Source organism: Vibrio sp. 10N.286.45.E10 (assembly GCF_002874195.2).
GTDB lineage: Bacteria > Pseudomonadota > Gammaproteobacteria > Enterobacterales > Vibrionaceae > Vibrio > Vibrio crassostreae.
Window position 1 is genome coordinate 1,488,505 of sequence record NZ_MCWD02000002.1, and the last position, 14,061, is coordinate 1,502,565.

Genomic DNA, 14,061 nt, shown 5'->3' on the forward strand with positions numbered 1-14,061 from the left:
TTGGTGTGTATTTACGTAGAAGTAACGTTAAGCGTCTTTGCTGCCTTCGTTACCTTCGTTCACTTTTGCGTAGAAGTGAAGTAGCTCAGTTAATTCTTTAACCCAACCAAATGCATCTTTAGGTGCATTCTTTAAAATCTTTTCTACTTTCTCACAGTGCACTTCGATTGCGATTGCTTCTTCAAGGTTGAAAGAAATTGAGTAGAAGTGCCAAAGCAGTAAGCGAGTCATTCGCTCGATGTTCTGTTGCGAGTTATCCGACTCTGAGAAGGCTAGGTTCACTTCACCAAGCGCGATAGCCGTCATTCGCAGCATCGCATCGAATTTTGCTGACTGCATGCGCTCTTCGCTGGTCACTTCTTCTTGTTCGAACGTGAACAATTCTGTCATTGCGTCTTCAGGAACAAGGCGATGGATCATTCTTAAACTAAATTCTTCTAGTTCATGGCGAGGCATGGTGATTAAACAATTTAAGGTGTAGTCGCGTTGCATGGTGTTCTCTTGAATCTGCAAAAAGGTCGGACAGTTTAATGGAGAAGCGAGCTTAGAAAAAGCAGATTTTAGATAAGCCTACCTTTGTAGGCTTATCTGGATGCCGCATACGTGAAAACTAGCGGAAATGGTGAATATAAAAAGCGCTACGCTTTACTATGACTTGGCGGTTGGTATTGCATGGACTGGTCGTTTCTCATAAAAATGTTGCTCGCAACCAAACTGCCAATGCAAATCGAACCAAGGGCGAGCCAAGTCATCGCATCGGGAATCTCGTTAAAAAGCGGGATGGCTAACAAGGTCGCTACTGCGGGGGTTGCACTGCCAAAGGCGGCAGAACGTTCAGCCCCTAAGGTATTGACCGCATAAAGGTAAGTGAACGCCGCTATTAAACCCGCCCCAACGCCTTGCACTGCTGAATGAACGGCAAGCTCTGTGTAGGGCCAATTAGCGATAGGTGTATCCATTAGATGGCTTGGGAGTGTTCCGGTTAGGATTAGGACGAGTAACAGCAAAGTAGAGCAGAGCGAAATAAAACCGGCACTGACTAACGCATTAAGATTAGCGACACGGGCAGATATGGTAAACGTTGCCCACATTAAGCTTCCGCATAAAAACAACAAATGGCCTTTGGTGTACTCAAAGTTGAAGCTGCTTAAGCTACTTCCCAAAAACAACACAATACCGAGCAAGACCAAACCTAAACCGACAACACGGTGTCGGCTGAGCGGCTGCTTAAAAAAGAGTACGGCAATTCCTGTTACGAAAAGAGGAAGCGTGCCCGGAACAAGAGCACTGCCATGTGATACCGGAACAAACTGCATGGCCGTTCCTGCAACAAGCAGATAAGGCAATCCGCTACCGACAAACATACCCGTTAGATACCGTTTAGGGACTTCAGCAATCACGCTGCGTGCTTTCCATATCAGAGGCAATAAAACCAAAGCCGGTATGAGAAATCTTGTGAGAGCGATATCTGCAGGTGTTAAATCTGAATTTGCGCCGCCTTTAAGAGAAAGGAAAAAGCTCGCCCAAATTAGCAGAGTGATGGTAATTGATAGATAGCCAAGATTCATAATAAACAATGAAAGTGAATGATGACTAATTATGGAGGAGAGCTCGTGCCTTAAGTTGGCAAGTTTCGTTCTAACTTGACCTATCATTGCGGATTTCTGCTAACATTCTTTAAATTGTTAACGAATTTAACTAATGAATGGCTTTCACTATGGACAGAATTGATAGACATCTTCTCGAGTTGCTGCAAAAGGACGGTAGATTGACCACGGCAGAGTTAGCTGATGAAGTAGGCTTATCCCCGTCACCTTGTGCTAGACGTATCAAAAGGCTTGAAGAAAAAGGCATTATCGACAGTTACCGCGTGAGCTTATCGCGAGAGAAGGTGGGTGTGGCGATGAGTGTGTTTGTCGAAGTGAGCCTAAACAACCACCAAGAAGTGTCGATCGATAAGTTCGAAGGCGCTGTTGTAGAGATGGAAGAGGTTATCAGTTGCCACGTTGTATCTGGGGCATATGATTATCTCTTGGAAGTGGTTAGCCCAAACTTGATGGCCTACGAGGCATTTACAAGAAAACTTCAAAGGCTCTCTAACGTGAAAGACATTCATACTCACCTTGCGATAAGACAAGTAAAAGGCAACGCGCCACTGCCAATTTATACCGATTAAACCAAAATAAGAGCAGTAACGCGGCGGTAAAGTGAGCTGAAACGAAATGGTTTTATCTTTAAAGAAGAGCGAGAAAGTTACCAAACATCTCTCACAGGATGACAAACTCACGGCAATAAAAAACGGAGCACCTCGTGAAAGGTACTCCGTATATGTAGGTGCAAAACTTAGTGATACTTAAAGTTAGAGATTGAACAATCCCCAGTTTGTGCATTAATTCTGAATGAAAAAGCATGTGAATGGTAATCCACACCATCATTCCAAATTGTTTCTCCAAATATCTTACATAGCTCTAGCTCACTTACTGAACCGAACTCTTCCATGTGTTTAGCTACAGATAAAAGTTTACCTCTTATCTCTGCAGTCCATTCCGTGTTACTCAAGCAGTTGAAAGCCATAGTCTTTTGCATATTACCTAGCCAAAATGTTTCTTGTTATTAAGTTATATGAAGATTCATGATAACAATTTTCTGGCGTTTGTAAATCTATTTTGTGATGAATATCTCACATACTCGCTTGCATTGGTCGGAAATTGAACTTTATTGTTGATAGTTAGCACATTAGTTTTACAACTTATTGATAAATCTTTGATTAGCGAGCTCTTAGAATAGTATGAAGTGGGTAGAGCATATTAATCGGAAAAGTCCAGTCAAACAGTGAGGTGATCTAATGGCTTCTTCAGTTTGATACATCGCTTATTGGTTGGTTTGTGTGGCGTGCTTCATCAATCATCGTAGCTTCTCTACGGTATATTGACGACAGCTGCCGGAATTTTTCACTGAGTGTATGGAGATCTCGGGAGAGTGATTGTGAGCTTTGTACGTGCACTTGTGCACTTTCTGTTTGTCTCGGTAGTTTTGCTCTAGCACAATGTTTAGCGACGGCTTGCCAAGAGTGTGTGAGAGACTCAGCTCCATCTAACTCGGTAGACACAACGTATGCCTGTTTTAATAGAACCTCAGAGACATCGTAAGCGGTATTCATATGACTATTGAGCTGTACATTAAACCTTTGCTCGTACTTTGCCCAAAGCTCAATGATCTGCTTTTTGGTGAAATGTTTGGATAACAGCGTTTGTGACTTGTAGGTTGAGAGAACTTGGTTGAATTCTTTGGTGTATTGGTTGTAACGTCCTTCAAATGAGAGCTGGCGATCCAGCAGTAGTTGCCAGTTTTCACTGCTACATTGGTTTGCTAGCACGACATTAGCACTCAAAGGTACACACACAGTGATAACCTTCACCCAAAAACTCATGACTTTCCTCTGCTTACCGCGTTCTCTATAGAGAGTATAGATGAGCAGCAGCATGAGTTGATGTACACTTGAAAGATACCTAAAACGGAAGAGCTGGTGGATTTGATGAAAAAAGCGCTGATCGCTTTACTTGTGTTGTTAATATTGGGCGGAGGAGGAGCTGCGTATTACTTCTTGGTCATGAATAAAGACCCAATTCTACCAGAGAAAATGGAACAGCCAGCTGTAGAAGTTACTCAGCAGTCAGAATTCGACCTGGCACCCATCATGGATCTGCAGCCTGAACCAGAACAGACGGAATTTTACGTTTTGGATAGAAAGCTTGAAGTGGTAGAGCAACCTGAAATTGATGGGTTGATAACAGATTATCTCTACAAAGGTGAAAAAGTCGAAGTATTAGAGAAACAAGGCGAATGGGCTCGTATCTCTGATTATATTGTTCTCAAAGAAGGTGGCCCGCAGGCAGCTGAATGGGTGTCTATGTCAGGCCTATCTAATGATGAAGTGATTATCTCAGAAAAAGAAAGCAAAGAGATATTAGATTCCTATTTGGTTAAGTCTGATGACCTCAAGATCCATCAAGAGAAATTCCGTAATTCGGTGGCTAAACTGATCTCTGAAGGGGAGTGTGCCCCAAGTGATTTTGAAGAACTCGGCGGATGGGTGAAATCGGTTAAGTACAGCAATCGAGATGTTTATTTTATTTATTGTGGCGGGTTGTCCATTGAAAACAAAATTTATCTTGATGTAAATACAAATGAAATATTTACGAAGTAGCAACCCACGCTCTATTTATTAATGATTTTAATTAAGCCCACTCATAGATTGAGTGGGCTTTTTTTTGCCTATCCATAATGTTAAGTTTTCCAATTCAGAACGTTAATTATATTGAAGTTCATATAGAATGATAATGAACCATTTATTAATGGATAATAAGATTTTTGTTATTATTCCCATGGTCAATCATTTCAAATTCTCACTTTGCATTCTTCTTGAAACAAGCTAAAAAATATAGGTTTATCTCCTATTAACAATGACTTACCTACTTGGTGATAAAGTTAAAAGTAAATAAATCCTAATGATATCAGCACCTTGCATTGATTTACATGTTCGCAACATTTCATTGATTTTGAGAGGGAAGTCAAGTTTTCAATCATAAGATATAAATATTTTCCATTTGTAATAATATTTTTTGATTTTGAGTTGTAGGGTTTAATTAAAGCAAAACGTAAAGTTTAATTATCAACTAAGACATTATCTTATTAACATTATTGTTATTTAATTGCTTGTAAGGGATGGAACCATTAATGAAAAAACTTGCTTTAATTACAGGGTCAAAAGGCGGTATCGGCTCAGCAATTTCCTCTAAATTAGTTGCAGACGGCTATCGTGTTATCGCGACTTATTTTACTGGAAACTACCAATGTGCATTGGATTGGTTTAATGAAAAACAATTCACCGAAGACCAAGTGAGATTGTTTGAATTAGATGTTACTAATACCGCGGAATGTGCGCTGAGCTTAAGCAAGTTGTTAGAACAAGAAGGCACGGTGGATGTGCTAGTCAATAACGCAGGTATTACACGTGATAGCGTATTTAAAAAGATGGATGCCGAAGCGTGGAAAGAGGTTATCGAAACGAACTTAAACAGTTTGTTCAACGTGACTCAACCTCTGTTCGCTCCTATGTGTGAAAAGGGTAACTGCCGAGTCATCAATATATCTTCAGTAAATGGTCTTAAAGGTCAATTCGGACAAACTAATTACTCGGCAGCGAAAGCTGGAATGATTGGGTTCTCTAAAGCTTTAGCAGCGGAAGGTGCTCGTAGCGGTGTGACAGTGAACGTGATTGCCCCTGGTTACACTGCAACGCCAATGGTTGAGCAAATGAAACCTGAAGTACTGGATTCAATCAAGAACCAAATCCCGATGAAACGCTTAGCAACACCTGTTGAAATTGCAGATGCAGTGGGTTTTTTAGCGAGTGAATCTGGCGCGTACATTACAGGCGAGACATTGTCTGTGAATGGCGGCTTGTACATGCACTAATGGCGAAACTGACAGGAATTGAATAATGGAAAAAGTATTTATTGTTGCAGCGAAACGCACACCAATTGGTTCATTTACGGGGTCATTGAAAAACGTTAACGCAGGTGAATTGGCTGGTGTAGCGATCAAAGGTGCTCTAGATTCAGTAGACCTTCCCCTAGATGTCATTGATGAAGTGATTGTCGGTAACGTGATTTCTGCTGGTCAAGGTATGGGCGTTGCGCGTCAGGCTTCCATCTATGCGGGGCTTCCTGAGGAAACACCAGCATACGGTGTGAACATGATTTGCGGCAGCGGCATGAAATCAGTGATGGACGCCGCGGCGCACATCAAAGCACAAGATGCTGAATTGGTTATTGCTGCTGGCGTTGAAGTGATGTCCCAAATTCCTTTTGTGGTTCCAGCGAGCGTTCGTAATGGTCACAAAATGGGTGACATCTCAATGAAAGACTTACTGGTTGGTGATGGCTTAACCGATGCGTTTAATCACTACCACATGGGCATGACCGCTGAAAATATCGCGAATACGTTGAATATTTCTCGCCTTGCTCAAGATAACTATGCCCTAGAAAGCCAACAGAAAGCAGTCGCGGCGATTGAAGCAGGTAAGTTTAACGATCAAATTGTGCCTGTAGCAGTTAAGCAGCGTCGACAAACTGTCACTTTTGATACCGATGAGTACCCGAAGTCAGATGCAACCTTCGAAGGTCTACAAAAGCTTCGTCCTGCCTTTGACCGTGAAGGAACAGTCACGGCTGGTAACGCTTCGGGCATCAATGATGGCGCGAGTGCAATCATCTTAGCGTCTGAATCTGCGGTAGCGAAACATGGTCTAACACCTTTAGTGGAACTGACCAGTTACGCACAGTCTGGTCTGGACCCAAAGATCATGGGTTTAGGACCCGTAGAAGCTGTTTCGAAAACGCTTGATAAGGCGAATCTAACTCTAGAAGAAGTAGATTTGTTTGAATTGAATGAAGCGTTTGCAGCTCAAGCTCTTGGCGTGATGTACCAATTGTCAGAGCAGCATGATTTACCGCTTGATGCGTTCAAACCAAAGGTCAACGTGAATGGTGGTGCAATCGCGCTTGGCCATCCTTTAGGTGCTTCAGGCAATCGAATCATTGTTTCACTCATCCATGAAATGCTTGAACAGAAAACGACTTATGGCGTTGCTTCACTCTGTGTGGGTGGAGGAATGGGAACCGCTGTTTTGCTAAAAGGTATGGAAGGTTAGAACCTGACATATCGGTGGCAAGCTTAAAAAGATCGATTCAGCTTTGCAAAGCATCGTGAGTTAGTCGATAAGCGTCGGCTGAATCGATAGTGACACAAATTTATTAAACTATGTATTCATCAGGAGTTATTTATGTACACGGATATTTTCAAAACAATTACTGACCAAACTGAAAAGCAATTTGAACCGTACTTAAAGTTCAACAAGTTGGTTGCAAAGAACGTCCAAACGATGACAGAGCTGCAAATGAATGCTATGCAGACTTACACGGACATGGGGCTTGCGCAAATGAAAGCAGTGACTGAAATCAAAGACGTGACTAGCCTAACGGCTTTCAACAGCCAGCAACTAGCAGCGCTAACTCAGCTGTCTCAACAGATGATGAGTGACAGTGCTAAGCTTCAAGCTGCGGCAAAAGAGTTCAAAGAAGATGTTGAAACACTAACAACTGAAAACTTGAAAACAGTTACACCTGCATAAATAAAATCGCCATCGAGTTAGCACTGTGTTTACTGTGAGGCTCGGTGGCGATTTTCCGATTATTGGAGTCATGTTATGTTTCAACACTTCTTTTCGGACTACCTTGTTAAACTTCAACAAACGAACCAGCAATGGTGGGAAAACTTTGAACAAAACAAGGAAGCCGCGCAATCCCCCCTCAATCAAGCGATGCAAGAATTGAACTTTGATGATGCATCAAAAATCTTCGAGCAAGCCGCCAACCAACCCGCCGTTCTACTTCAGCTACAATCTCAATGGTGGGAACAACAACTTAAGATCTGGCAGAATGCCGCGCTGATGGGCAACACCGAAAGTGTTATTTCAGAAGGTCGCAGCGACAAGCGCTTTATTGATGAAGCGTGGAAAAACGACCCATTCTACAGCTTTATCAAGCAATCTTATTTGCTATTCAGCAAAAGCTACATTGACACCATCAATTCTATCGAAGGCATCGACGAGAAAACCAAAGAGCGTGTGGCGTTCTTTTCACGTCAGGCAATCAATGCTCTCTCTCCAAGCAACTTCATTGCGACTAACCCAGAGTTGATGAAACTAACGCTCGAGCGAAATGGTGAAAACCTGCTTGATGGATTAGAGCAGTTACAAGCAGACGTTGAAGCGAGTGCTGATATCCTCAAGATCCGTATGACTAACAATAACGCTTTCCGATTAGGTGTTGATGTTGCTAACACGGAAGGTGATGTTGTCTTTCAAAACGAGTTGTTTGAACTGATTCAATACTATCCCAAGACACCGCAGGTCAATGCGACGCCTTTGCTGATCGTCCCGCCGTTTATAAACAAGTACTACATTCTTGACCTTCGTGAGAAGAACTCGATGGTGCGCTGGTTGCTAGAGCAAGGACATAGCGTATTCATGATGTCTTGGCGTAATCCGAGCGAGGCGCAGAAAGACCAAGAGTTCGGTGACTATGTCACGGAAGGTGTAGTGAAAGCGGTTGCGGCGATTGAAGACATCACAGGTAAAGAGCAGATTAACGCAGCAGGTTACTGTATCGGTGGTACGGTATTAGCCTCTACGGTTGCTTACTATGCTGCGAAGCGCATGAAGAAACGCATTAAAACCGCGACCTTCTTTACAACCTTGTTGGATTTCTCGCAGCCGGGTGAGGTTGGCGCGTATATCAACGAAACGATCATTAACGCGATTGAGAAGCAGAACGACGCCAAAGGTTATATGGATGGTCGTTCATTGAGTGTGACGTTCAGTTTGCTTCGTGAAAACAGCTTGTACTGGAACTACTACATTGATAATTACCTCAAAGGCAGCAGCCCAATGGAGTTTGATTTGTTGTATTGGAACAGTGATAGCACAAACGTAGCTGCTAAGTGCCATAACTTCTTGCTGCGTGAGCTTTACCTTGAGAACAAACTCGTTCAAGACAAAGGCGTGAAAGTTGGTGGCGTTTGGATAGATCTGAATAAGATCAAAATACCAAGCTACTTCATCTCAGCCAAAGAAGACCATATTGCCTTGTGGCAGGGGACTTATCGCGGTGCATTGAATACGGGTGGCAACAAAACCTTTGTATTGGGTGAATCCGGTCATATTGCAGGCATTGTTAACCATCCAGGCAAGAAGAAGTACGGGTTCTGGTTGAATGACAATCTTGATGATTCTGCTGATGAGTGGCTATCAAACGCAAGCCATAATGAAGGTTCATGGTGGACACACTGGGATCAGTGGTTACAGGGCTTTGAGACTGACGAGCAAATCGAACCATTCAATCAAGGTTCTGAGCTTAACCCTGTGATAGGCAAAGCGCCGGGCAACTACGTAAAACAGGTGCTGCCGATTGTTGATACAGAAGCTGTCGATAAAGAGCCTGCTGATACAGAAGCTCCGAAAAACGAAGCTTAGATTTTGCTATATAAGGCTTTCTTTATATTAGCTGCGATGTCGTTTTACTAAGGTTCCATCATCCCCCTAGCAGTAAACAGAAACGCCAGATAATAAAAAAGCCACTGAAATCAGTGGCTTTTTCGTATCAACTCCTATCAGAAGTAACTGGTAGACGTTGATGCAATCTCGATTATTAATCGACTTCTTTGTCTTTACCCATAGATAAAATCCAAAGAGATACGGCTGCAACACCTGCGAAGCCGCCAAGAATGATAACTGGCATAGCGCTGTAACCTAGGATGTGCCAAATTACGCTTTCTAAAGTACTCATTCAATCGCTCCTTATTGCCAGCCTTCAACGCCGTGCATGTCTGGTAGTTTGTGTGCAATACCTTTGTGACAGTCTACACACGTTTTTTCACCAGAAGCTAGCGCAGTCGAGTGTTGTTTTGCACTACGAGGGCTTTGCTCTGAGAAGTCCATGTAATCGAACTGATGACAGTTACGACATTCAAGTGAATCGTTCTTTTTCAATCGAGCCCATTCGCGTTCCGCTAGGTGAGCACGACGCGCTTTGAACTTTTCTTCAGTATTGATGGTCTTCGCAATAAAGTGAGCGTATAGCTCTTTAGATGCTTGAACCTTACGAACAATCTTATCCGTCCATTCGTGAGGTACGTGACAGTCTGAACAGATAGCACGAACACCAGAACGGTTGGAGTAGTGAATTGTCTCTTGGATTTCAGCAACGATAGGTGCGTGACAGCCAGAACAGAATTCTTCCGTGTTGGTTGCCTCCATACCTGTGTTGAATGCACCCCAGAACAAAAGACCACCCGAGAAACCCAAGAACAAAACAACGCCTACGGCTGCTTTACTTGGTGTCGCGAGTCTTTTCCAAAACGCTTTAAGTAATTTTATCATATATAGCCTCTCTTACAGTCCGGCTACGATTAACGCAGTGAATCTACAGGTTTGAACTCGTTCTCAACTAGTGGCTTAGCATTAGCTTGAGGTACGTGACACTGTAGACAGAAGTAACGACGAGGTGATACATCTGCAAGTACCGCATCTTCACGGTTCATGTAGTGAGTTACACTCACTTTAGTAGCACCCATTTCTTTTGCGTTTTTCCAGCTGTGGCAAGAAAGACACTTGTTAGCGTTAAGAGAAACTTCATAGCTACGAATAGTATGAGGCACTAGAGGTGGTTGGTATACGTAGTCACTCTCAAGTACTTGGTCACGAGGGAACTTTTTGAAGTCATCTGCTGCGCGAGTTGCTTCAAGTTCACTTGCACCACGTAGAGATTCTACGCCACCAATGCCGCCTGGCTTATCCAGCTCAGCTTCAGCTTGAACTGCACCAGCTAGCAAAAGACCAGCTGATAGTAGGGCAGTAATCAGTTTTTTCATGGTTAATTTCTCCGCCTAAAGGCTAATTCTTTGAGTGGACTACTTTTTTCAAAATTCACAAAAAAAGTAGCCGCAATATTAAATACGTTAGATCTTGTACCTAGTTTCTAAAAGCATATGGCTCTTAAGAAACCTTAGTGATCTTAACTGGACACTTCTTGTAGTCCGTCTGTTTAGACAGAGGATCCGTTGCATCCAAGATCAACTTGTTGATCAGAATTCTTGCATCAAAGAATGGTACGAATACCAAGCCTTGTGGTGGACGGTTACGACCACGAGTTTCAACACGAACGCGTACTTCACCACGTTTGTTTTCGATAAGAACTTCATCACCACGACGAAGGCCACGAGCTTTAGCGTCAGCAGGGTGGATGTAACACAGTGCATCAGGTACTGCTTTGTAAAGTTCTGGTACACGACGAGTCATAGTACCTGTGTGCCAGTGCTCAAGAACACGACCTGTACATAGCCACATATCGTATTCATCGTTTGGTACTTCAGGTGGCGCTTCGTATGGGGCATTGATGATCAGTGCTTTACCATCTGGCTTACCGTAGAAGTCCCAATCAGAGCCTTTCTTAGCGTATGGATCTGAACCTTCTTTAAAGCGCCATAGTGTTTCTTTACCGTCAACAACAGGCCAACGTAAACCACGAACTTGGTGGTAGCGATCGTATGGCGCTAAATCGTGACCGTGGCCGCGACCAAAGGCTGCGTATTCTTCGAATAGGCCTTTTTGAACGTAGAAACCTTGAGCTTGTGCATCATCGTTAAGCTCTTGAGCTTCAGACAGTGGGAATGCATCAACGTTGCCGTTTTTGTAAAGCACGTCGTACATGGTTTTGCCACGGTACTCAGGCATTTTCGCAACCAGTTCTTCACCCCAAACTTCTTCTATAGTGAAGCGCTTAGAGAACTCCATGATTTGCCATAGGTCAGACTTAGCTTCACCTACGGTTTTCACTTGTTGGTACCATGCTTGTGTACGACGCTCTGCGTTACCGTAAGCACCTTCTTTCTCGATCCACATTGCTGTTGGAAGGATAAGGTCAGCCGCTTGAGCTGTTGCCGTTGGGTACGGGTCAGAACATACAATGAAGTTATCTGGGTTACGGTAACCTGGCAGACGTTCAGTGTTGATGTTTGGACCGGCTTGCATGTTGTTGTTACACATTACCCAGTAAGCGTTGATCTTACCGTCTTTAAGCATACGGTCTTGAACTACAGCGTGAGCACCTGGTTTAGCTGGGATAGTGCCTTCTGGAAGTTTCCAGATGTCTTCTGCAATCTTACGGTGTTTAGGGTTCGCAACAACCATATCTGCCGGTAGACGGTGAGAGAATGTACCAACTTCACGGGCTGTACCACACGCAGATGGTTGGCCAGTTAGTGAGAATGGGCTGTTACCTGGAGTAGAAATCTTACCTGTAAGAAGGTGGATGTTGTACACAAGGCTGTTCATCCATACGCCACGAGTATGTTGGTTCATACCCATAGTCCAAAGTGACATTACTTTGATGTTTGGATCTGCGTATTGCTTAGCCAGCTTGATAAGGTCGTCTTGAGATACACCTGACATTTCAGACGCCTTCTCAACTGTGTATTCAGCAACAGAAGCTTTGTAGTCTTCGAAGCTAATATCAGTCATTTTGCCTGAGTTAGGGTTCGCAGCAGCTTTCTGCAGTGGATCATCGTCACGAAGGCCGTAACCGATGTCTGTCGTTGCTTGCTTGAAGTTTGTGTGCTTGTTCACGAAGTCCCAGTTAACTGCATCGTTTTGAATGATGTAGTTTGCTACGAAGTTCGCAATTGCAAGGTCAGACTGAGGATTGAAGATGTAACCAGTGTCAGCAAGCTCGAAAGAACGGTGGTAGTAAGTAGACAGAACGTTTACTTTAACGTGTGGGTGGCTTAGACGACGGTCTGTAATACGAGTCCATAGTACTGGGTGCATTTCTGCCATGTTTGAACCCCACAGTACAAATGCGTCTGCGTGTTCAAAGTCATCGTAACAACCCATTGGCTCATCAATACCGAAAGTACGCATGAATGCGCCTACCGCTGAAGCCATACAGTGACGAGCGTTCGGATCGATGTTGTTTGAACGGAAACCCGCTTTCATCATCTTAACGGCTGCGTAGCCTTCCATTACTGTCCATTGGCCTGAACCGAACATACCAACACCTGTTGGGCCATTCTTCTTCAGTGAAGCTTTCCATTTCTCAGCCATTACGTCGAAAGCTTTGTCCCAAGATACTGGTGCGAAATCACCATCTTTATGGAACTCACCGTCTTTCATACGTAGTAGAGGAGTCTCAAGACGGTCTTTACCGTACATGATTTTTGAAAGGAAGTAGCCTTTAATACAGTTAAGGCCTTTATTTACAGGAGCTTCTGGGTCGCCTTGAGTCGCAACCACTTTACCATTTTGAGTACCTACCAGTACCGAACAGCCCGTACCACAAAAACGACAAGGCGCTTTATCCCACGTGATTTTTGTTTGATCAGAGCTAGCAATCAGGTTGGTTGCTGTTGCCGGTAGAGTTACACCTGCAACGGCTGCCGCTGATGCAGCTGCGTTTGCTTTCACAAACGCACGTCTTGTCATTTTCATACTTCACCCTCAAGTTGAGAATTGTTGCTTCCAGTTTCTAAATCCGTTTCGTCCAGTCCAGTTTCGATTTGGTGATAAACCAAAGCTGTCCCTAAAACGTTCGTAATATTATTAATTTCTTCGATGGTATCCGTTACAAAACCTTGGTTTTCGGTTTCTAGGACCACTATGATTTTGCCTTCAGGGCTACTGCCGTAAATCTCTGCATTATCGAACTGCTCGATTTGTGCTTTGATCTCGTCTAGATGCTCTGGGCTCACATGCACGACTAAACTTGATATATGCACTTCATTTAGTGCCATAAATTGCTCTCGTTATTTTTGTTTTATGCATTACTCACAAGAATAGCTAAAGTAGGGCAAACTGCTACGCAGGCTCCACAACCGCTACACTCATCTAACTTGATTTTTGGTAGAGCAACACTGCCTGCTCTAAGTTGAAATTGAATGGCCATAGGTTCACACATGTCACCACAGCTTCGGCATTCAACATTTTGTTGCGCTAAGCACTTATCAGAGATATGTGCTTTTGCTTGCCAAGGCTCTCCCTGCTTTGGCTTAAAAATGGGTTCGGGGCAAACATCTGCACATTGATAGCAGAACGTGCATTCATCAATAGAGAAATCGACAGTGGGAAAACCACCATCGCCTACAGTGATTATCTTAGTCTCACAATTCTCGATGCATTTACCGCAGCGAGTACAGTCATCTGTAAAGCTTTCTAAGTTGTTAATCCAAGGCAAACGAATCTGGCTTGAGTCAACTTTTCTTCTAGAGAACAGACGGCGTTTTGATAGATCTACCACTTAATACCTATAGATGTTGCTAAGATGTTGTAATTTTAGGTCAATATTCCATTAATATCTTGTAATTTGTCCTCATAAGTAGTGTAGTTTTAGAAACAATTGTATAAATACCCCCTAAGGGCTAATTGGGGGCATATATTGTCTTAGA

16 protein-coding genes are annotated in these 14,061 nt (G+C 43.3%); 6 read left to right on the top strand and 10 right to left on the bottom strand.

Annotated elements, in window-relative coordinates; all coding sequences use genetic code 11:
• Window positions 1–27: 27 nt before the first annotated feature.
• Together BCU34_RS19560 and BCU34_RS19565 are read right to left on the bottom strand one after the other, a co-directional pair.
• The gene (locus tag BCU34_RS19560; protein ID WP_102431710.1) at window positions 28–492 is read right to left on the bottom strand and encodes an exoribonuclease R; all 465 of its coding nucleotides are present in this window, start codon (window positions 490–492) and stop codon (window positions 28–30) included.
• 146 nt (window positions 493–638) lie between these two features.
• Window positions 639–1,568: a DMT family transporter gene (locus tag BCU34_RS19565; RefSeq protein ID WP_048666318.1), complete on the bottom strand. Its 930-nt coding sequence runs from the start codon at window positions 1,566–1,568 to the stop codon at window positions 639–641.
• A gap of 149 nt (window positions 1,569–1,717) precedes the next feature.
• On the opposite strand from BCU34_RS19565, the gene BCU34_RS19570 reads away from it, so the two are divergent.
• A complete protein-coding gene (locus BCU34_RS19570) occupies window positions 1,718–2,176 on the top strand; it encodes an Lrp/AsnC family transcriptional regulator (RefSeq protein WP_102478548.1) in 459 nt (152 codons plus the stop codon).
• Window positions 2,177–2,343: 167 nt separating this feature from the next.
• Here BCU34_RS19570 and BCU34_RS19575 read toward each other — a convergent pair whose 3' ends face one another.
• Complete coding sequence (locus BCU34_RS19575; protein WP_017062621.1) at window positions 2,344–2,586, bottom strand: hypothetical protein; 243 nt, start codon at window positions 2,584–2,586, stop codon at window positions 2,344–2,346.
• 268 nt (window positions 2,587–2,854) lie between these two features.
• Entirely contained in the window at window positions 2,855–3,430 is a 576-nt protein-coding gene (locus BCU34_RS19580; RefSeq protein WP_102478550.1) for a hypothetical protein, read from the bottom strand.
• Between the two features lie 96 nt (window positions 3,431–3,526).
• Between BCU34_RS19580 and BCU34_RS19585 the strand changes: the two genes are divergently transcribed.
• From BCU34_RS19585 to phaC, 5 genes are all read left to right on the top strand, one after another.
• Window positions 3,527–4,207 carry an SH3 domain-containing protein gene (locus BCU34_RS19585; RefSeq protein WP_102478549.1) on the top strand — a complete coding sequence of 227 codons (681 nt, stop codon included), beginning with the start codon at window positions 3,527–3,529 and terminating at the stop codon, window positions 4,205–4,207.
• 530 nt (window positions 4,208–4,737) lie between these two features.
• Window positions 4,738–5,478: an SDR family oxidoreductase gene (locus BCU34_RS19590; RefSeq protein ID WP_102530298.1), complete on the top strand. Its 741-nt coding sequence runs from the start codon at window positions 4,738–4,740 to the stop codon at window positions 5,476–5,478.
• A gap of 25 nt (window positions 5,479–5,503) precedes the next feature.
• Window positions 5,504–6,715 (top strand): acetyl-CoA C-acetyltransferase, encoded by a 1,212-nt coding sequence (locus tag BCU34_RS19595; RefSeq protein ID WP_102480564.1) that lies wholly within the window; start codon window positions 5,504–5,506, stop codon window positions 6,713–6,715.
• Window positions 6,716–6,847: 132 nt separating this feature from the next.
• Window positions 6,848–7,195, top strand: coding sequence for a phasin family protein (locus BCU34_RS19600; protein ID WP_048660075.1), 348 nt, complete (start codon window positions 6,848–6,850; stop codon window positions 7,193–7,195).
• 75 nt (window positions 7,196–7,270) lie between these two features.
• Window positions 7,271–9,097, top strand: a complete 1,827-nt coding sequence (phaC, locus tag BCU34_RS19605; protein ID WP_102431375.1) for a class I poly(R)-hydroxyalkanoic acid synthase — start codon at window positions 7,271–7,273, stop codon at window positions 9,095–9,097.
• Window positions 9,098–9,272: 175 nt separating this feature from the next.
• Here the strand turns inward: phaC and BCU34_RS19610 are convergent, their stop codons facing one another.
• The 6 genes from BCU34_RS19610 to napF form a co-directional block, all read right to left on the bottom strand.
• A complete protein-coding gene (locus tag BCU34_RS19610) occupies window positions 9,273–9,410 on the bottom strand; it encodes a TIGR02808 family protein (RefSeq protein ID WP_102478764.1) in 138 nt (45 codons plus the stop codon).
• An 11-nt stretch (window positions 9,411–9,421) separates the two neighbouring features.
• Entirely contained in the window at window positions 9,422–10,003 is a 582-nt protein-coding gene (locus tag BCU34_RS19615; protein WP_009845456.1) for a NapC/NirT family cytochrome c, read from the bottom strand.
• Between the two features lie 29 nt (window positions 10,004–10,032).
• Window positions 10,033–10,494 carry a nitrate reductase cytochrome c-type subunit gene (locus tag BCU34_RS19620; RefSeq protein WP_102478765.1) on the bottom strand — a complete coding sequence of 154 codons (462 nt, stop codon included), beginning with the start codon at window positions 10,492–10,494 and terminating at the stop codon, window positions 10,033–10,035.
• Window positions 10,495–10,618: 124 nt separating this feature from the next.
• Window positions 10,619–13,108, bottom strand: coding sequence for a periplasmic nitrate reductase subunit alpha (napA, locus tag BCU34_RS19625; protein ID WP_102478766.1), 2,490 nt, complete (start codon window positions 13,106–13,108; stop codon window positions 10,619–10,621).
• A complete protein-coding gene (locus BCU34_RS19630) occupies window positions 13,105–13,410 on the bottom strand; it encodes a chaperone NapD (protein WP_019824440.1) in 306 nt (101 codons plus the stop codon). Before BCU34_RS19630 ends, napA begins: the two co-directional genes overlap by 4 nt.
• 23 nt (window positions 13,411–13,433) lie before the next feature.
• Complete coding sequence (gene napF / locus BCU34_RS19635) at window positions 13,434–13,913, bottom strand: ferredoxin-type protein NapF (protein WP_102478767.1); 480 nt, start codon at window positions 13,911–13,913, stop codon at window positions 13,434–13,436.
• Window positions 13,914–14,061 lie beyond the last annotated feature (148 nt).